Annotated in this window: 17 protein-coding genes; 1 reads left to right on the top strand and 16 read right to left on the bottom strand. The window is 53.3% G+C overall.

Going from position 1 to position 18,234, the window contains the following annotated elements:
• Positions 1 to 455: 455 nt before the first annotated feature.
• From IBT47_RS17530 to IBT47_RS17605, 16 genes are all read right to left on the bottom strand, one after another.
• Positions 456 to 1,217 carry an amino acid ABC transporter ATP-binding protein gene (locus IBT47_RS17530; RefSeq protein ID WP_105592870.1) on the bottom strand — a complete coding sequence of 254 codons (762 nt, stop codon included), beginning with the start codon at positions 1,215 to 1,217 and terminating at the stop codon, positions 456 to 458.
• Positions 1,218 to 1,227: 10 nt separating this feature from the next.
• On the bottom strand, positions 1,228 to 2,328 hold the full coding sequence (locus tag IBT47_RS17535) for an amino acid ABC transporter permease (protein ID WP_105592871.1): 1,101 nt from the start codon (positions 2,326 to 2,328) through the stop codon (positions 1,228 to 1,230).
• A 14-nt stretch (positions 2,329 to 2,342) separates the two neighbouring features.
• A complete protein-coding gene (locus IBT47_RS17540; RefSeq protein ID WP_105592872.1) occupies positions 2,343 to 3,521 on the bottom strand; it encodes an amino acid ABC transporter permease in 1,179 nt (392 codons plus the stop codon).
• Between the two features lie 67 nt (positions 3,522 to 3,588).
• Entirely contained in the window at positions 3,589 to 4,614 is a 1,026-nt protein-coding gene (locus IBT47_RS17545; RefSeq protein WP_105592873.1) for an amino acid ABC transporter substrate-binding protein, read from the bottom strand.
• A gap of 335 nt (positions 4,615 to 4,949) precedes the next feature.
• Positions 4,950 to 5,870 (bottom strand): kdo(2)-lipid IV(A) palmitoleoyltransferase, encoded by a 921-nt coding sequence (gene lpxP, locus IBT47_RS17550; RefSeq protein WP_105592874.1) that lies wholly within the window; start codon positions 5,868 to 5,870, stop codon positions 4,950 to 4,952.
• A gap of 438 nt (positions 5,871 to 6,308) precedes the next feature.
• Positions 6,309 to 6,605 (bottom strand): DNA-binding transcriptional regulator Fis, encoded by a 297-nt coding sequence (gene fis, locus IBT47_RS17555; protein WP_000462905.1) that lies wholly within the window; start codon positions 6,603 to 6,605, stop codon positions 6,309 to 6,311.
• A 25-nt stretch (positions 6,606 to 6,630) separates the two neighbouring features.
• Positions 6,631 to 7,596 carry a tRNA dihydrouridine synthase DusB gene (dusB, locus tag IBT47_RS17560; RefSeq protein ID WP_105592875.1) on the bottom strand — a complete coding sequence of 322 codons (966 nt, stop codon included), beginning with the start codon at positions 7,594 to 7,596 and terminating at the stop codon, positions 6,631 to 6,633.
• Positions 7,597 to 7,901: 305 nt separating this feature from the next.
• Positions 7,902 to 8,783: a 50S ribosomal protein L11 methyltransferase gene (gene prmA, locus IBT47_RS17565; protein WP_200561796.1), complete on the bottom strand. Its 882-nt coding sequence runs from the start codon at positions 8,781 to 8,783 to the stop codon at positions 7,902 to 7,904.
• Positions 8,784 to 8,793: 10 nt separating this feature from the next.
• Positions 8,794 to 10,248, bottom strand: a complete 1,455-nt coding sequence (panF, locus tag IBT47_RS17570) for a sodium/pantothenate symporter (RefSeq protein ID WP_200561798.1) — start codon at positions 10,246 to 10,248, stop codon at positions 8,794 to 8,796.
• Positions 10,238 to 10,480: a YhdT family protein gene (locus IBT47_RS17575; RefSeq protein WP_200561800.1), complete on the bottom strand. Its 243-nt coding sequence runs from the start codon at positions 10,478 to 10,480 to the stop codon at positions 10,238 to 10,240. Before IBT47_RS17575 ends, panF begins: the two co-directional genes overlap by 11 nt.
• A gap of 140 nt (positions 10,481 to 10,620) precedes the next feature.
• Complete coding sequence (accC, locus tag IBT47_RS17580) at positions 10,621 to 11,970, bottom strand: acetyl-CoA carboxylase biotin carboxylase subunit (RefSeq protein ID WP_200561802.1); 1,350 nt, start codon at positions 11,968 to 11,970, stop codon at positions 10,621 to 10,623.
• 11 nt (positions 11,971 to 11,981) lie between these two features.
• Positions 11,982 to 12,458, bottom strand: a complete 477-nt coding sequence (gene accB, locus IBT47_RS17585) for an acetyl-CoA carboxylase biotin carboxyl carrier protein (RefSeq protein WP_200546516.1) — start codon at positions 12,456 to 12,458, stop codon at positions 11,982 to 11,984.
• A gap of 21 nt (positions 12,459 to 12,479) precedes the next feature.
• Positions 12,480 to 12,932: a type II 3-dehydroquinate dehydratase gene (gene aroQ / locus IBT47_RS17590; RefSeq protein ID WP_105592881.1), complete on the bottom strand. Its 453-nt coding sequence runs from the start codon at positions 12,930 to 12,932 to the stop codon at positions 12,480 to 12,482.
• Between the two features lie 247 nt (positions 12,933 to 13,179).
• A complete protein-coding gene (msrQ, locus tag IBT47_RS17595; protein ID WP_200561961.1) occupies positions 13,180 to 13,782 on the bottom strand; it encodes a protein-methionine-sulfoxide reductase heme-binding subunit MsrQ in 603 nt (200 codons plus the stop codon).
• A 3-nt stretch (positions 13,783 to 13,785) separates the two neighbouring features.
• On the bottom strand, positions 13,786 to 14,790 hold the full coding sequence (gene msrP, locus IBT47_RS17600) for a protein-methionine-sulfoxide reductase catalytic subunit MsrP (RefSeq protein ID WP_105592883.1): 1,005 nt from the start codon (positions 14,788 to 14,790) through the stop codon (positions 13,786 to 13,788).
• 126 nt (positions 14,791 to 14,916) lie between these two features.
• Positions 14,917 to 15,894: an MDR family oxidoreductase gene (locus IBT47_RS17605; protein ID WP_200561804.1), complete on the bottom strand. Its 978-nt coding sequence runs from the start codon at positions 15,892 to 15,894 to the stop codon at positions 14,917 to 14,919.
• A gap of 226 nt (positions 15,895 to 16,120) precedes the next feature.
• On the opposite strand from IBT47_RS17605, the gene csrD reads away from it, so the two are divergent.
• Positions 16,121 to 18,070 carry an RNase E specificity factor CsrD gene (gene csrD, locus IBT47_RS17610; RefSeq protein ID WP_200561806.1) on the top strand — a complete coding sequence of 650 codons (1,950 nt, stop codon included), beginning with the start codon at positions 16,121 to 16,123 and terminating at the stop codon, positions 18,068 to 18,070.
• The last annotated feature ends 164 nt before the right edge of the window (positions 18,071 to 18,234 follow it).

Here is an 18,234-nt window from a genome sequence, read left to right on the forward strand (position 1 = left end):
GTGGGGTCTCCCCATGCGAGAGTAGGGAACTGCCAGGCATCAAATAAAGCAAAAGGCCCAGTCGAAAGACTGGGCATTTTGCTTTATTTGTTATTTGTCGGTGAGCGCTTTTCAAAGTAGGACAATTTCGTCGGGAACGAATTTGCACAGCGCGAAGTTCTGCCTGGGGGCCGGGCAGGGAGCGCGGCATACAACTACCGGGCCATCAAATAGAGACGAAGCCCTCTGCGAAAGCAAAAATTGAACTGTTGAATCTGAATTGTGATGACCTGAGTCTGCTGAAGCAGCCGCTCTTACTGCATACCCAATATAATAAAAGGGCCACCCAACCGGGTGGCCCTTTTATTATGGCGATGATTCTATTTCTTAAAAGGCTATTGAAACTATCCCTTAAGTCATCATGGCGTTATACGGGCTAATTTAGAACGGCCCTAAAATAGACTAAAATAATAAAATCAGTGGATTACCTGTGAAAGGAATGCACGGGTTCTCTCAGATTTAGGATTAGAGAAAAACTCTTGTGGCGGTGCCTGTTCGACGATCTCACCGCGATCCATAAAGATCACCCGATCCGCAACGGTGCGAGCAAAGCCCATTTCATGGGTAACACACAGCATTGTCATCCCGTCTTCAGCCAGACCAATCATCGTGTCCAGCACCTCTTTCACCATTTCTGGGTCCAGTGCGGAAGTTGGTTCATCAAACAGCATGATCTTCGGCTTCATACACAGCGATCGCGCAATCGCTACGCGCTGCTGCTGACCACCCGACAGCTGACCGGGAAATTTATGCGCATGTTCAGCAATACGAACACGTTCCAGATAATGCATGGCCAGCTCTTCCGCCTCTTTCTTCGGTGTTTTACGAACCCAGATCGGTGCAAGCGTGCAGTTCTGCAGCACGCTAAGATGAGGGAATAAATTAAAATGCTGGAAAACCATGCCAACTTCAGTCCGAACACGCTCAATATTGCGGAGATCGTCGTTAAGCAGAGTTCCATCAACCACAATACGCCCCTGCTGATGTTCCTCCAGATGGTTGATACAGCGGATCGTGGTGGATTTACCGGATCCCGAAGGACCGCACAGAACGATTCGCTCGCGTGGTTTGACTGCCAGATTAATATTCTTCAGCACGTGGAACTGCCCGTACCATTTATTAACATTTTCGAGCGTAATCATCATCGCATCGTCAGAAGGGGTAATAATTTGAGTCATTTAATTAACCTCAGTGCGGCGTACGCCCGGTGTGAAAGCGCTTTTCCAGATGCTGGCTGTAGCGCGACATGCTAAAACAGAAAATCCAGTAGACCAGTGCAGCAAAAACGTATCCTTCGGTCGACATACCCAACCAGGTGGGGTCGACGGTCGCCTGCTGCACGCTACTAAACAGATCGAACAATCCGATGATGATCACCAGACTGGTATCTTTGAACAGGGCAATAATGGTATTTACCAGCCCCGGAATCACCAGTTTCAACGCCTGAGGCAGGATAACCAGCCCCTGCGTTTTCCAGTATCCCAGCCCCAGCGATTCTGCGGCTTCGTACTGACCCTTTGGCAGCGCCTGCAGGCCACCGCGAACCACTTCCGCCACATAGGCCGACTGAAACAGGATCACCCCAACCAGGGCACGGATAAGCTTATCAATGGTGCTGCCTTCCGCCATAAACAGCGGCAACATCACTGAGGACATAAACAGCACGGTGATGAGAGGAACTCCCCGCCAGAACTCAATAAACAGGATGCACAGCGTACGGACAACCGGCATGGTTGAGCGACGACCCAATGCCAGCAGGACCCCCAGCGGTAGCGCCCCTGCAATCCCCACTGACGCAATAATCAACGTCAGCGTCAATCCTCCCCACTGACGAGTTTCAACCCGATCCAGGCCGAAATAGCCACCATACATCAGCAGCCAGACGACTATCGGATAGGCAATTGCCCAGGCGGCAATATAGCGGCCTCTGCGCGGTAATCTGCTGACGAACATAGGCACGATCGATATCAGCCCGATAATAAGGGCCAGATTGATGCGCCAGCGCAGTTCATGCGGATACAGGCCATACATAAACTGGCCGAAGCGCGCATGGATAAATATCCAACACGCCCCTTCCTTAGTACAGTCTGCCCGGGTGGTGCCAAACCAGTTAGCCTGGAAGACCAGCCAGTTCAGGGCCGGTGGGATAACCGACCACATCACCCACAGACAAAACAGAGTCAGCAGCGAATTACTCCAGCTGGAAAACAGATTCTTCCTGGCCCAGGTCACCGCACGCGCAAGCGCGTTGTGAGCAGCGGGCGACGTTTCATGAGTGGCAACAGTCATAATTATCCGTTCTCTTAGCGCTCAATGAGGGCGATCTTGCGGTTATAAATATTCATGAGCAGCGATATCGACAGGCTGATAATGAGGTAAACCCCCATCGTAATGGCGATCGTTTCGATGGCCTGACCTGTCTGATTCAGTACCGTTCCGGCAAACAGCGACACCATATCCGGGTAGCCAATCGCCGCAGCCAGAGAAGAGTTCTTCACGATATTGAGGTACTGACTGGTCAACGGCGGAACGATGACCCGCATGGCCTGCGGAATAATTACCTGACGCAGTGTGACCGGGTTTGGCAGGCCCAGCGAACGTGCAGCTTCGTGCTGTCCATGGGGTACCGACTGAATACCCGAGCGGATAACTTCTGCGATAAAGGAAGAGGTGTAAATTGACAGTGCCAGCGTTAACGCCGCCAGTTCCGGTATCAGCACAAAACCACCGCGGAAGTTGAAGCCGCGCAGCTCAGGGACATCCCAGTGCATTGGACGGCCTGCAAACAGCGATGTCACAAGCGGAAACAGGATCAGCATAGCGATAGCGGCAGGCCAGGTACGGCGCAGTTGGCCGGTCTTCAGCTGATGCATTCTGTTGTAGCGGAAGAGAGCGACGGTGACCACGGCAGCCAGCAAAATCGCGATCAGGAACGGCCAAGTTCCCGGCGCATACTCAGGCCAGGGAATGTACAGTCCGCGATTGCTGACAAACGCGAGGTCGAAGGCGCTAAGTGCCTGGCGAGGGCCGGGTAAATTACGCAATACGGCAAAGTACCAGAAGAAAATCTGTAACAGCGGCGGGATATTGCGGAACGTCTCAATATAGATATTAGAGATTTTACGCAACAGCCAGTTGTCAGATAACCGCGCCAGTCCAATAAAGAAGCCGAGAAACGAGGCAAACACAATACAGAGTGCGGAAACCAGCAGCGTATTGGTCAGGCCGACCAGAAAAACGCGAGCATAGGTATCGCCTTCACTGTAATCAATCAGATGCTGAACAATACCAAAGCCTGCACTGCGTTCCAGGAAGCCAAAACCGGAGGTAATTCCCCGGCTTGCAAGGTTGATGATGGTGTTATGGATCAGGTAGCCAGCAACGATAAGTACCGCGGCGATCGCAGCGATCTGATAAAACCATGCGCGAACCGCAGGATTACTGAATGAAAAATCCCTTTTTACGGTTGGGCGTTGAGACATGTTGAAACCTCAGTAACGAAAATTCTGATGTGGGCACCGCTGGAGCGGTGCCCGGTATTCGGAGGAATTAACGTACTGGCGGTGCGTACTGAATGCCGCCATTGTTCCATAGCGCATTCTGACCACGGGCAATTTTCAGCTGGCTGTCTTTACCGACGTTACGGTCAAAGACTTCCTGATAGTTACCGACCTGCTTAACGATGTTGTAAGCCCATTTGTTGTCGAGCTTCAGATCTTTACCAAAATCACCTTCGGCACCCAGCAGGTGAGCCATATCAGGCGTCGTAGGCTTCGCAGCCATCTGGTCAACATTTTTAGAGGTGATACCCATCTCTTCGGCATTCAGCATGGCGAACAGTGACCATTTCACAATCGTGAACCAGTCATCATCGCCGCGGCGTACCACTGGTCCCAGAGGCTCTTTCGAGATGACTTCCGGAAGAACGATAAATTCATCAGGCTTGCCCAGCTTGATACGCAGGGCATACAGCTGGGACTGGTCGGAGGCCAGGGTATCGCAGCGGCCGGTATCCAGCGCCTTAGCGGATTCGTCTGAACGGTCAAAGGTGACCGGCGTGTACTGCATTTTGTTCGCTTTAAAGTAATCCGCCACGTTCAGTTCGGTATCGGTACCGGCCTGAATACAAACCGTTGCGCCATCCAGCTCTTTTGCGCTTTTCAGGCCTGCTTTCTGGTGGGTCAGGAAGCCGATGCCGTCGTAATAGTTAACGCCGGCGAAAATAAAGCCCATACCACCGTCGCGTGCAGAGGTCCAGGTGGTATTACGCGACAGAATATCAACCTCACCGGATTGCAGTGCGGTAAAACGCTCTTTCGCAGTCAGCGGGGTATATTTCACTTTTTCCGCATCACCAAACACCGCTGCGGCTGCAGCACGACATACATCCACATCAATACCGGTAAACTTGCCGCTGGCATCCGCATAGGAGAAGCCCGGCAAACCATCACTGATACCACATTGAATGAAGCCTTTCTTTTTAATGGCATCCAGAGTGGTGCCCGCGTGGGCCTGATTGGCAACGGCAAACAGTGTTGCAGCGGCAATCAACGTGGAGAGCATCATTTTTTTCATAAAGCATCCTGTGTGGCGGGATCATATTGTTATGTTTTAACGCACGCTTTGGTGCGCTTGCCTGTCTGGCTATTCACTGCTTTGCAAACACGGTGCCAGGTTTGCATTGCGCTGAATTCCTTGGAAAGCTTTACTAATAATCAGAAGGGAATTGAAAGTTTTATTAATATCGCGCACTGGGGCGGGGCAAAAATAGATGGCTTGGTCACAGATGGTGCAAACAGTTTCACTATATGGAAACGCTGTGAGAAAGGTAACAGTTTTGTAAGGGTTTTGTAGGGAAATAGATAAAAGCCAGCGAGGATACGCTGGCTTTCAGAATTCAGAGAGGGCTATTAGTAGAGAGAAGTCGCCCCTGCCGGGCGAGTTTTAAAGCGGCGATGCAGCCACATATACTGGTTTGGCGCGCGCATGATCTCGCGCTCAATCACGCGGTTCATATAGGCTGCTGCCTGCTGCTCGTCATCGATCGGATAATCTTTCAGTTCTGGCTGGATGACCAGTTCATAACCGCTGCCATCCTCTTTGCGGATCAGCACGACGGTCACCATCGCCGGTTTTGCCATACGGGCCAGCATCCATGTACCGCTGGTGGTGGCGGCCTGGGGGACGGCGAACAGCGGCGCAAACACGCTGCCTTTCGGGCCGTAATCCTGGTCTGGAGCAAACCAAACGGCTTCACCCTGTTTTAGGGCCTGGACCATGCCACGTAAATCACGGCGGTTGATCATCGCCTTGTTAGAACGCATACGTCCTTTGGTCTGAACCCATTCCATCAGCTTGTTATTGTGCGGGCGGTACATGGCCATCATCGGCTGGCAGAGGCCCATCGCCCGGCCACCCAGCTCAAGCGACATGAAGTGCACGCCAATCACTAAGGCGCCACGGCCCTCGCTCTGCGCGGCCTGAAGATTATGCAGGCCATTAACATTGAACCAGCGCTTAACGCGACGATCTGACCAAAACCATGCCATTCCAGTTTCAATCAACCCCATCCCAAGGGATTCAAAGTTTCCGACGATGCGGTGCTCCAACTGCTCCCGATCCATATCCGGGAAACAGAGTTCCAGGTTACGGCGGGCAATCGAGACGCGGCGCTTCATAAAGCGCATTGAAGTACGCCCCATCCAGCTGCCAAGTCGGTGTAATAACGGATACGGCAGCTGTACCAGCAAAAACAGTACGCTGACGCCAAACCAGGTAAGCCAGTAACGCGGGTGCAGATAGCCCCTCTGGAACTTAGGTGAATGCTTCATAATTACTCGTATAGCGTTAAGGGATGGTGAATCTGTATTGCATTAATGAAACGGCTTAGCTGCGGTACAGTAACTCAGACACCCGATCAGGACGATGGTTTAACCGGGTTCCGCTACCGGCAAAAACTTTACATTCGTGGGGCGTTACGCACTGCGGTCAGAAAGGTGAGGGCGGCGGGCCTGCGAAGGCATTTCCATTGGCGCTGAGTGTACACAGGTTACAGGCCATCCAGGAAGGGGGTAAGCCGAATAATCTGAGAAGAATTTCAAGAGCGAAAACCGTCAAGTCAGAGTCATTGAATTATCGAAATAAAATGCACTATCAGATTGACTCAATTTCTTCTGCCGAACGGAGCGTTTAAGCAATTTATCAGGCCATTAAAAAAGGCGCTTCCCATGCCGAGGAGCGCCTTTTATCAAACACATAACTGATTAGTATCAGTTCATGCCGTATTTTTTCAGTTTCTTACGCAGTGTTCCGCGGTTGATACCCATCATCAGGGCTGCACGGGTCTGGTTGCCACGGGTGTATTGCATCACCATGTCCAACAGAGGCTGTTCTACTTCAGCCAGTACCAGCTCATACAGGTCATTCACATCCTGACCATTCAGTTGAGCAAAATAGTTCTTCAGTGCCTGCTTGACCGAATCACGAAGTGGCTTTTGGGTCACCTGATCCTGTGAGTTCACGGTAGATACGGTCAGTACGTCAGAATTTACGCGTTGTTCGAACATAGTTCTGTCAGCTCTTTATTTCTAATTACGCAAGATTTTCGAAGTATGCCTCCAACGCCTCCAGCTGTTCGCTGGCATCCTCAATGGCGTTGAATGTGCGCCGAAACTGGTCGTTTGGGGCATGCTCCTGGAGATACCAGGAGACGTGCTTTCGGGCAATACGGTATCCTTTGCGGTGACCATAAAAGTCGTGCAGTTCCCGTAAGTGCTCGATGAGCAAGCGCTTTACTTCAGCCAGTGGCATCGGTGCCAGCAGCTCCCCAGTGTCCAGATAATGCTGGATTTCCCGGAAGATCCACGGTCTTCCCTGAGCCGCGCGTCCTATCATCAGGGCATCAGCCCCCGTATAGTCAAGCACAGCTCTGGCTTTATGCGGGTCAGTAATGTCTCCATTCGCGATAATCGGAATGGATACGTTCTGCTTAACTGTCCGAATGCTGTCGTACTCAGCTTCGCCGTTGAACAAACAGGCGCGTGTGCGTCCATGAATTGTCAGGGCCTGAATACCGCAGCGTTCAGCCAATTGGGCAATCTCTACGCAGTTGCGGTTGTCGCTGTCCCAGCCGGTGCGAATCTTTAACGTTACCGGTACGTCAACTGCATTGACCACCGCCGAGAGGATAGACTTCACCAGCTCAGGGTGCTGCAGCAGTGCCGAACCTGCCATTTTCCGATTCACTTTTTTGGCCGGACATCCCATGTTGATGTCAATGACCTGCGCACCTGATGCTGCATTGATACGCGCGGCTTGTGCCATCTCTTCCGGGTCACAACCTGCAATTTGCACGGTACGAATACCTGGCTCATCACTGTGTACCATACGCAACCGTGATTTATCGCTGGCCCAAACTTCAGGGTTAGACGACAACATCTCGGATACAGTCATTCCAGCGCCCATTGAATAGCAAAGGGTCCTGAACGGCCTGTCGGTGATCCCGGCCATCGGGGCTGCAATCAATCGATTACGAAGCTGGTGATTTCCTATGCGCATGAAAAAAAAGTGACCATAGTGTGTCCGCAAGGCGGCGTATATTACGCATTTTTTCAGGAAGATGAAAGGCCAAACTTTGAACAATCTAACGCTAGCGGTCAATGTCGTGCGTAGCTCAGCCCATGTTGTATATTTTAATTCATATAAAACAATAAATTAAAAAAATATGCTGAAATTGTGTACAAAGATTTTTCTTTTTTTGTGACCAATATAACAACATTTTTCACGTCAGATTGGGTGTTATTTGGCACATGTGACGCAAAGAACGCGCTGGCACAGTTCTAATGACCTGTACCAGCGAAATTTTAGTGGCGGATACCGGTAATACGGCACCACTCCTCTTTCTCGGCGACCGGGTCGAGGGTAAAGGTGTCTGCGTAGGCTTCACAGACGCTTTCTGCCTGGCTCGCCAGTACGCCGGAAAGTCCCAAATGACCACCACTTTTTGGTAACACGCTAATCAGCGGTGCCAGCTCGCGCAGCGGGCCTGCAAGAATATTGGCGACCACCACATCGGCACTCAGGTTGTCCGGCTGCTGGTGGGGCAGGTACAGCGACAGGCGTTCAGAAACACCGTTACGTTCAGCGTTGTCACGGCTTGCCTGAATGGCCTGAGGATCGATATCAATGCCAATCGCCTGTGCTGCACCCAGCTTCAGCGCCGCAATGGCCAGAATGCCGGAGCCGCAGCCAAAATCGATTACTGTTTTACCCACCAGGTCCAGGCCATCCAGCCATGCGAGGCAGAGCGCTGTGGTGGGATGGGTGCCGGTGCCAAAGGCTAGCCCCGGATCGAGCATCACGTTAACCGCCTCAGGATCGGGCACATCACGCCAGCTTGGGCAGATCCACAGACGCTGACCAAAACGCATCGGGTGGAAATTGTCCATCCACTCACGTTCCCAGTCCTTATCTTCGATCTGCTCGATCTTATGGTGGAAGCCCGATCCCAACAGCGGATGTTGTTCCAGTCCGGCGATCACGTCCGGCATCTCGGTTTCGGCGTCAAACAGGCCGATCACATCGGTGTCGCCCCACAGGCGGGTTTCGCCCGGCAGCGGTTCGAAAACCGGATTATCGTGCGTATCCTGGAAGGTTACCGATACCGCGCCATTTTCAATCAGTGCGTCACCGAGTTCTTCAGCCTGAGCGCCGGTCGTATTAATCTTCATCTGTATCCAGGGCATAGCAATTCTCTTATTCAAACAGGGTGGAGGTCTTCTGCGGTTCAGCGGCAGAGTGACCAAAACGGTTACCGGCAATAAATGCCAGCAGGCTGAGCAGCAGCGCGGGCACAATCGGGTGGAAACCCATCGGTTCAACGTGCAGGCTGGCCAGCAGTGTGTAGCAGGCAGCACCGCTAATCATGCTGCTCAGTGCACCGGCGGCATTCGCCTTTTCCCAGTACAGCCCCAGCACCAACGGCCAGAGGAACACGGCTTCAAGCCCCCCGAAGGCCAGCAAATTAAGCCAGATGATCATATCGGGCGGATTCCACGCCGCCAGCAGCAGCAGCAAACCCAACACCAGCGTTACCAGACTGGAGAAGCGTTTAAGCAGGCGCTCGTTCGCCATATGCTCAGGTCGTACACGCAGGTAGAGATCTTTCACGATCGTTGCCGATGATTGTAGCAGCTGGGCATTGATCGTTGACATGATCGCCGCCATCGGTGCGGCAAGAAAGATCCCGGCAGCCAGCGGCGGTAATACCTGGATCATTAGCGTTGGGATCACCTGGTCGGGGATCGCCAGATCCGGCAGCACAGCGCGGCCAAGTGCACCGGCCAGATGCATACCCAGCATCAGCACAACGACCACGATAGTACCGAGGACGATCGCCATATGTACCGCTTTGCTATCTTTATAAGAAATGCAGCGTACGGCGGTATGCGGCAGGCCAATCACGCCAAAACAGACCAGAACCGAGAAAGAGGCGAGGAACGTTGGCGTCAGAATATTATCCACACCGGAAGGCGTAATCAGCCGGGGATCGATTGCTTCCAGTTTGGCAACAGCACTGTGCATTCCACCTGCCGCGTGGATCACCGCATACAGCAGCAAAAACGTTCCCAGCAGCATCACCAGGCCCTGCATTGCATCGTTCAGCACGCTGGCGCGGAAGCCGCCAAAGGCGGTATACAGGGCAATACTGCCGCCGAAGATCAGCAGGCCGGTATCGTAAGGGATACCCGCTGCCGTCTCCAGCAGGCGCGCACCGCCGATAAACTGCACTGTCATCGCGCCGATAAAAGCAACCAGCAGACTCAGGCTCGCCAGCCATACCAGCAGCGGGCTGCGGTAGCGGGCATACAGCATATCGTTGAGCGTGACGGCGTTATAGCGACGGGCAAGAATCGCGAACTTTTTCCCCAATACGCCCAGCGCCAGCCAGACAGCGGGAACCTGTACCATCGACAGCAGCACCCAGCCGAGGCCGTATTTATAGGCGGCACCTGGCCCACCAATAAAGGAACTGGCGCTGATATAGGTGGTGGTCAGGGTCATTGCCAGTACAAAGCCGCCCATTGAACGGCTGCCGAGGAAATACTCGGTAAGGAAGCTGCCTTCACGGCGCTTGCGTATGGCAAACACCGACAGACCGGCGACCAGCAGTAAATAGCCAATCAGCGGTAAAATAATCTCAAGCTTCACTGTCATCCTCCAGAGGAATATCGCGGAAAACCACGCGAACCATCAGCCAGCAGAGAAATATAAACAGGCCGGGCACCAGCAGGCAGGAGAGCTCAAACCAGTGTGGCAGCCCGGTGATACCGGGCCTGTCGTCCCACAACCAGGCCGTCAGCACCCAGCAGGCAAGATAGGCTACAGCCAGCCAGAACGACCAGCGGGCCTCTTTATTTGCCTGTAGAAAACGCGTATCCATCCGTATCTCCTCAGAGTGACGGCAAAGGTTCATTTATGCAGGGATGGCAGAGTTAAGGCTCATGACCCGGCAATACCTTTAGAAGTGACTTACGGGGAAGGAGAATGGGCCTGACGATGCAGGCCCACGAGCAGGCAGGATTACTTCTCTTGCAGGCCGAGTTTTTTCTCCAGGTAGTGGATGTTGGTTCCACCGTGCTGGAAGTTCTCGTCAGACATGATTTTCATCTGCAGTTCGATATTGGTTTTGATCCCGTCAATAATCAGCTCCGCCAGCGCATTTTTCATGCGGGAGATAGCAACATCGCGGGTTTCACCGTAGGTGATCAGCTTACCAATCATTGAATCATAGTACGGCGGCACGCTGTAACCGGCGTAGATATGTGATTCCCAGCGCACGCCAAAACCACCAGGCGCATGGAAGCGGGTGATCTTGCCAGGGCTTGGCAGGAAGGTGTTCGGGTCTTCGGCGTTAATACGGCATTCCACCGCATGGCCGCGAACGGTCACTTCTTCCTGTTTGATTGACAGCGGTTGACCGGCAGCGATACGCAGCTGCTCTTTGATCAGATCCACGCCGGTGATCATTTCAGTAACCGGGTGCTCAACCTGAATACGGGTGTTCATTTCAATGAAGTAGAACTCACCGTTTTCAAACAGGAACTCGAAAGTACCCGCACCGCGATAGCCGATATCCACACAGGCTTTAGAGCAGCGCTCGCCGATATAGCGACGCAGTTCTTCAGTAATGCCCGGTGCTGGCGCTTCTTCCACCACTTTCTGGTGACGACGTTGCATGGAACAGTCGCGCTCGGCCAGATAGATAGCGTTGCCCTGACCATCGGCCATAACCTGGATTTCGATGTGGCGTGGATTTTCCAGGTACTTCTCCATGTACACCATGTCGTTGTTGAAAGCCGCTTTGGCTTCCGCTTTCGTCATAGTGATGGATTGCTCCAGATCTTTGTCGCTGCGCACAACGCGCATACCGCGACCGCCGCCGCCGCCGGAGGCTTTGATAATCACCGGATAACCAATGCGTTTTGCAAAGGCACGGTTTTTATCCATGTCCTCGGTCAGTGGACCGTCTGAACCTGGAACGGTAGGCACACCGGCTTTCTTCATCGCGGTGATAGCGGAAACTTTATCGCCCATCAGGCGGATGGTATCCGCTTTTGGTCCGATAAAGATAAAGCCAGAACGCTCAACCTGCTCGGCAAAGTCCGCGTTCTCGGACAGGAATCCGTAACCCGGGTGGATAGCCACTGCACCGGTGATTTCCGCCGCCGAGATCAGCGCCGGAATATTCAGATAGCTTTTTACCGACTGAGCCGGGCCGATGCAGACGGTTTCGTCTGCCAGCAGCACGTGCTTCAGGTCGCGATCCGCAGTGGAGTGCACGGCAACGGTTTTGATGCCCAGCTCTTTACAGGCACGCAGAATACGCAGCGCAATCTCACCACGGTTAGCAATTACAATTTTATCAAGCATGGTTCGCCTCGTTATTCGATGACTACCAGCGGCTCGTCAAATTCAACTGGCTGACCGCTTTCGACCAGGATCGCTTTCACTACGCCGGATTTATCGGCTTCGATCTGGTTCATCATTTTCATCGCTTCAACGATGCACAGAGTGTCGCCGGCGTTAACTTTCTGGCCAATTTCAATGAAGGCTTTCGCATCCGGGCTAGGAGTGCGGTAGAAGGTGCCTACCATTGGAGAGCGCACGATGTGGCCACTGATTTCAGCTGCAGCTGGTGCTTCCATAGCCGGTGCGCTGGCAGGAGCTACGGCGGCGGCCAGAGCGGGCTGTGGCTGCTGCATCATTGGTGCAGCGTAAGCCTGCTGCATCATTGGATAGCCAACGTTAGCCGGGGAACGGCTGATACGAACTGACTCTTCGCCTTCAGAGATTTCCAGTTCAGCGATACCTGATTCTTCAACCAGTTCGATCAGTTTTTTAATCTTACGAATATCCATAAGTGTGGTTCCGTACTCTGTTTAATTAGATGGTGACAGGCGTTTTACCGCTGTCTGTAAAGCCCAGGAATAACCGTCGACGCCAAGTCCACAGATCACGCCGGCAGAAATATCAGAAAGATATGAATGATGGCGAAAAGGCTCACGGGCATGCACATTTGACAGATGAACTTCGATAAACGGGATGCTAACTGCCAGCAGCGCATCACGCAGTGCTACGCTGGTATGGGTGAATGCCGCCGGGTTGATGACGATATAATCGACATTGCCTTTTGCCTCATGTATGCGATCAATCAACGCATGTTCCGCATTGGACTGGAGATGACTCAGGGTAACGTTCAGCGCTGCGGCCTGTGCCGTCAGATCGCTGACAATCTCGCCCAGCGTCGTGTGGCCATACTTTTCCGGCTCACGCGTACCCAGCAGATTCAGGTTGGGACCGTTCAAAAGGAGTACATGAAACTTATCCGTCATCTTGCTGCTATCTCCTGCGATAATTGAGGCATCGCACAAAATACATCGCCAAAGCCGGTTTGTCACCTCATTCAGATGAAATTTGATGTCGGCTGGCAAACGAAGTCGGGCATTATAACGATATCAACGCAATTAGCAGCTAAATACTGGTCTTATCAGCGAAGATAATCCACAGCGCCCGTGAAAAAGACGCTGAAGATTTATCCCGTTGTGACAGAGAACACGCTATCTGCGGGGGCAGAACCGGTTACCACGGCCACCACTTGCGGAATGTTTTATAACGGAATGCCAGCAGGATCGCGGCAAGTAACGCATAAATCCACGGCTGTGGCGAAAGCACTTTCACCGACCAAAGATAGTGAATGGGTGCCAGAATTGCCACCAGATAGACGGTGTAATGCAGCGTTTGCCAGCGTTTTCCTAATCGACGCTGGGCTTTCTGGAAGGAGGTAGCGGCCAGCAGCAGCAGAATAACCCAGCTGATCAAGCCGAAGGTCAGATATGGCCGGTAAATCAGTTCCGAACCCAGAAGCCCAATATTGTCGAGGCCCAGCTCCAGCAGCGAATAGCTGAGCAGATGCAGGGTCGCCCAGGCAAAGCACCAAAGCCCCAGCAATCGGCGTACGCGGATCAGCAGGGGCTGCTTTCCATAGCGAGCAACAGGTGTGACGGCCAGGCTGGCCAGCAGAAACTTCAGCGCCATTCTGCCGGTAAAATGCTGGATATCCTTCGCCGGATCGGCGCTGAACCAGCCCTGATCGATAGAGAGCAGGAGCCAGAGGAACGGCAGGAAGCCGGCCAGATGCAGCAGAACCTTCAGGACGGTTATTTGTTTCGCATTCAGGCGCATCACTTAAAAATTTTCCCGTAAATCAAGGCCACGGTAGAGCGAAGCCACCTGTTCGGCATAGCCGTTATACAACAGCGTCGGCTGGCGCTTAACATCAAGAATACCGCCTGATCCAATCACGCGCTCGCTGGCCTGCGACCAGCGTGGGTGATCGACGTGTGGATTCACGTTGGCATAGAACCCGTATTCGTTGGGTGCCAGCTGGTTCCAGGTTGTGGGCGGCATATCTTTGACCAGACTGATTTTTACGATGGATTTAATCCCTTTAAAGCCGTATTTCCAGGGTACGGTCAAACGGATCGGCGCGCCGTTTTGCGGCGGCAGCGCTTTGCCATAAACGCCGGTGGTCAGCAGGGTCAGGGGATGCATGGCTTCATCCAGCCGTAATCCTTCTACATAGGGATAATCCAGCCCGCCGCCGATAAAACGATCCTGCTGACCGGGCATTTCATCCGGGGCATAGACCGTCTGGAAGGCGACATAGCGTGCATTGCTGGTGGGTTCAGCGGCTTTTAGCAATTTACCCAGTTCGAAGCCAATCCACGGCACCACCATGGACCAGGCTTCAACGCAGCGCATGCGGTAGATTCGCTGCTCCAGTGGAAAGCGCTTAAAGATATCATCCATATCTAAAGTCAGTGGTTTCGCCACTTCACCGTCGATGGTGATTTTCCAGTCGGTGGTTTTTAGCGTGCCCGCATTGGCGGCAGGATCGGCTTTATCCAGCCCGAATTCGTAGAAGTTATTGTAGCCGGTAACCTTATCTTCCGGCGTTAGCGGCAAATCGGCCTGGTACTGCGCGGGTTTACTGAATTCCAGTGCCTTACCCGGCATCGCTTTTGGGCGATCGTTGCCTTTAAACCATGAAAGCACATCGGCTCTGGCAGCACCGGGTAGGGTGAAAGCCGCAGCCCCAAGTCCTAAGGTTTTTAACAGCGTGCGCCGGCGGGTATTAAACACGCTCTCCGGCGTGACGTCGTTTTCAGACAGTGTGTTTACGGTTTTCATGGGGAATTCTCGACAAAGACTGTGGATATTAGAGCATGGCCTGGCGAAGAATTTTCAGCGAGCATTCAGGTAAAATGGAGCATTTGCGGTTAAATCAGCCCCGGCAAATAAACCGGGGCGAAAGGATTAGCGAACCCGTACCAGCGTCCGGCCGGTTATCTGATTATTTAACAATTTTTCTGCGGCTTCAGGGGCCTGTGACAGCGAAATCTCCGTAGTGGCCTGTTGATAGAACGAGGTAGGTAAAACCTTGACCAGGCGTTTCCAGGCTGCAATACGTCGTACGGTCGGGGCCATCACTGAATCGACCCCCTGCAGGCGCACATTACGTAAAATAAACGGCATTACGCTGGTGGGCAGATCGAAGCCACCGGCAAGGCCGCAGGCGGCTACCACGCCGCCCCAGGAGGTTTGCGCCAGTACGCTGGCCAGCACCTGACCACCTGCGGCATCGATTGCCCCTGCCCAGCGCTGTTTTTCCAGCGGGCGGGAGGCTTCGCTGAACTCACTGCGTGGCAATATGTGGGTGGCGCCCAGCTGTTGTAAATAGTCGTGGGTAGATTCACGCCCGCTGACGGCAGTCACTCGGTAACCCAGCGCGTGCAGCAGTGCAATTGCCGTGCTGCCCACGCCGCCGCTGGCTGCGGTTACCAGTATCTCTCCGCTTTCCGGAGTCACTCCACCTTCTTCAAGCGCCATGACACAAAGCATGGCAGTCAGCCCGGCGGTGCCGATAATCATTGCCTGGCGAGCCTCCAGGCCTTCAGGTAGCGCAACCAGCCAGTCCGCTTTCACCCGCGCCTGTTCGGCCAGGCCGCCCCAGTGGTTCTCGCCAACGCCCCAGCCGGTGAGTACCACCGACTGGCCGCTGTGAAAGCGCGGATCGCTGCTGGTGTATACTTTTCCGGCAAAATCAATGCCGGGAACCATCGGGAACTGGCGAATAATCTTTCCCTTGCCGGTAATCGCCAGCGCATCCTTATAGTTAATGCCTGACCACTCAATATCCACGGTAACGTCGCCGGGAGGGAGATCGCTGCTGTCAACCTGCTGGATGGAGGCCAGTGTCTTGCCGTCTACCTGTTCGAGAACCAGTGCCTGCATGTGAATCTCCTGAAATCGCGTGTTCAATGAAAAAAGTACCTGGGACGACTATACTCGCAGAAACCTCTGATTATCTGACACCAGACAAGCAAACGGCATCCGGGTTATGGTATTTTTCCATTCCGTGTTACTCAGGCTAGGGTGCCTGCTTTCCACCTGCCATTAATCTACGAGCGTACATTACCGTTAATGGCGTATCTGTCACCGCAGTTGAATGGGCACAAGGATGCGATTAACCACCAAACTTTCTGCGATTATCACACTGCTCTGTACATTAGGAATGTTGCTAATGCTGGTGGGCTGTGTGCTGAGCTTCTTCTATATTAGCAACCAGAGAGCAGAATTTCGGGTTGAACGGATGGCTGACGATGTCGATCTCGCCTTGTTAACCCAGTCTCCGCAGCAGATCTCTCCCTGGCTCCATCAGGTCATGAACCCCTTACAGATTGAGCGCATTGAGCTGAATGACGGCAACAGCACCCTGTTGCAGGTCACCCGCCATCAGCAGTCACTGCTTGATGATGAACCGAACCGCTTTCGTCAGACCGATATTCATCTTCGCCAGCATCCGCATTTAACTTTGCGCATCATGTGGATCGATCCGACCAAAACGTGGTTCAGCTCGATGATTGGAGCCTCAACACTATTGGCTATCGTTGCCGTGGTGGCGATCATGACATTTTTGCTGGTGCAGGCCCATCGCTGGCTTTACCGGCAGTTGAAAGGCCTGGAAAAGCTGGAGGTGCGTGCAGAAGCCATCATCAAAGGTGAGCGCGCCAGTGTACGCCCAGGGTCGATACATGAATGGCCGGCAAAAGCGAGTAGCGCAATTGATTTGCTGCTGGCGGATCTGAAAGAGGCGGGAGAGCAGCATTACCGCGTCGACACGCTGATCCGCACCTTCGCCGCTCAGGACCCGCGCACCGGGTTAAATAATCGCCTGTTTTTTGATAATCAATTGACCACGTTACTGGAAGATCCTGAGGCGGTTGGCACGCACGGGATGGTAATGATGATCCGCCTGCCGGATTTTGACACGCTGCGCGAGCGCTGGGGGCATACCGAGGTTCAGGACTATCTGTTTGCGCTGGTCAATCTGCTGTCGACCTTCGTTTTACGTTACCCCGGCGCGCTGTTGGCGCGTTACTTCCGCAGCGACTTTGCCGTGCTGTTGCCGCACCGCAGCGTCAAAGATGCCGATGGCATTGCGTCACAGCTGATTAAGGCGGTGGATACGCTGCCGCCAACGCGCATGCTGGATCGGGAGGATATGATCCATATCGGTATCAGCGGCTGGCGCAGCGGGCAGACTACGCAGCAGGTAATGGAGAATGCCGAACTGGCCACTCGTCAGGCAACGTTACAAGGTGGAAACGGCTGGTCGGTCGGTGAAGGTGCACTTCAGGATCTGGGGCGGGGCAGCGTGAAATGGCGCACGCTACTGGAAAATACCGTTAATCGTGGCGGCCCTCGTCTGTATCAGAAACCGGCGGTAACCAGCGAAGGCAAGGTTCATCACCGTGAGATGATGCCGCGCATATTTGACGGTGAAAAAGAGCTGCTGGCGGCGGAATACCTGCCGCTGGCGCAGCAGCTTGGACTGGCAGAGCGCTACGACCGCCAGATGGTGACGCGGATATTGACGCTGGTCGACCTGTGGCCCGAAGAGACGCTGGCGATTCCCCTGACTCTGGACTCCCTGCTGCAGCGCAGTTTCCTCAACTGGCTGCGCGATAGTTTGCTGCAATGCACTAAATCACAAAGAAAACGTATTTTATTTGAACTTGCAGAAGCGGATGTGTGTCAACACTTCAACCGATTAGACCCGGTGTTTCGTTTGATCTATGGTTTTGGCTGCCGCGTGGCCATCAACCAGGCAGGGTTAACCGTGGTTAGCACCGCTTATATACGGCAGTTTCAGGTGGAGCTGATTAAGCTGCATCCGGGGCTGGTGCGTAATATCGAGCGGCGCACGGAAAATCAGCTGTTTGTACAGAGCCTGATTGAGAGCTGCAAGCACACATCAACACGGGTTTTTGCCGCCGGAGTGCGTTTTAAAGAGGAGTGGCAAACTCTGGTTGAGCTGGGCGTTACCGGTGGTCAGGGGGACTTTTTTGCATCCTCTCAGCCGGTCAACAGCAACGTGAAAAAATATTCGCAAAGATATCGAGTTTAGCCTGCCGTTAGCCGGGTTTTCACGTAGAATAGCCGCGCGGTGTGGTTCGAAGCGGCTTCCTTGCCAGCCGAAGCGAAACTAAAATGTTAAATATTATGTATGTTATGTCCGCTTTATCCGTCTAAACCCCAGGGCAGGATGCCGCGTTATCAGCATTTTTTGCA

It is taken from the genome of Erwinia sp. S43, assembly GCF_016624745.1.
Taxonomy (GTDB): Bacteria; Pseudomonadota; Gammaproteobacteria; order Enterobacterales; family Enterobacteriaceae; genus Erwinia; species Erwinia coffeiphila.

Coding starts and splice junctions, on each gene's coding strand:
- IBT47_RS17535 (WP_105592871.1), bottom strand. CDS start 2,328: ATGACTGTTGCCACTCATGAAACGTCGCCCGCTGCTCACAACGCGCTT.
- IBT47_RS17545 (WP_105592873.1), bottom strand. CDS start 4,614: ATGAAAAAAATGATGCTCTCCACGTTGATTGCCGCTGCAACACTGTTT.
- csrD (WP_200561806.1), top strand. CDS start 16,121: ATGCGATTAACCACCAAACTTTCTGCGATTATCACACTGCTCTGTACA.
- prmA (WP_200561796.1), bottom strand. CDS start 8,783: ATGCCCTGGATACAGATGAAGATTAATACGACCGGCGCTCAGGCTGAA.
- msrP (WP_105592883.1), bottom strand. CDS start 14,790: ATGAAAACCGTAAACACACTGTCTGAAAACGACGTCACGCCGGAGAGC.
- msrQ (WP_200561961.1), bottom strand. CDS start 13,782: ATGCGCCTGAATGCGAAACAAATAACCGTCCTGAAGGTTCTGCTGCAT.
- IBT47_RS17575 (WP_200561800.1), bottom strand. CDS start 10,480: ATGGATACGCGTTTTCTACAGGCAAATAAAGAGGCCCGCTGGTCGTTC.
- lpxP (WP_105592874.1), bottom strand. CDS start 5,870: ATGAAGCATTCACCTAAGTTCCAGAGGGGCTATCTGCACCCGCGTTAC.
- fis (WP_000462905.1), bottom strand. CDS start 6,605: ATGTTCGAACAACGCGTAAATTCTGACGTACTGACCGTATCTACCGTG.
- IBT47_RS17530 (WP_105592870.1), bottom strand. CDS start 1,217: ATGACTCAAATTATTACCCCTTCTGACGATGCGATGATGATTACGCTC.
- accB (WP_200546516.1), bottom strand. CDS start 12,458: ATGGATATTCGTAAGATTAAAAAACTGATCGAACTGGTTGAAGAATCA.
- IBT47_RS17605 (WP_200561804.1), bottom strand. CDS start 15,894: ATGCAGGCACTGGTTCTCGAACAGGTAGACGGCAAGACACTGGCCTCC.
- aroQ (WP_105592881.1), bottom strand. CDS start 12,932: ATGACGGATAAGTTTCATGTACTCCTTTTGAACGGTCCCAACCTGAAT.
- IBT47_RS17540 (WP_105592872.1), bottom strand. CDS start 3,521: ATGTCTCAACGCCCAACCGTAAAAAGGGATTTTTCATTCAGTAATCCT.
- dusB (WP_105592875.1), bottom strand. CDS start 7,596: ATGCGCATAGGAAATCACCAGCTTCGTAATCGATTGATTGCAGCCCCG.
- accC (WP_200561802.1), bottom strand. CDS start 11,970: ATGCTTGATAAAATTGTAATTGCTAACCGTGGTGAGATTGCGCTGCGT.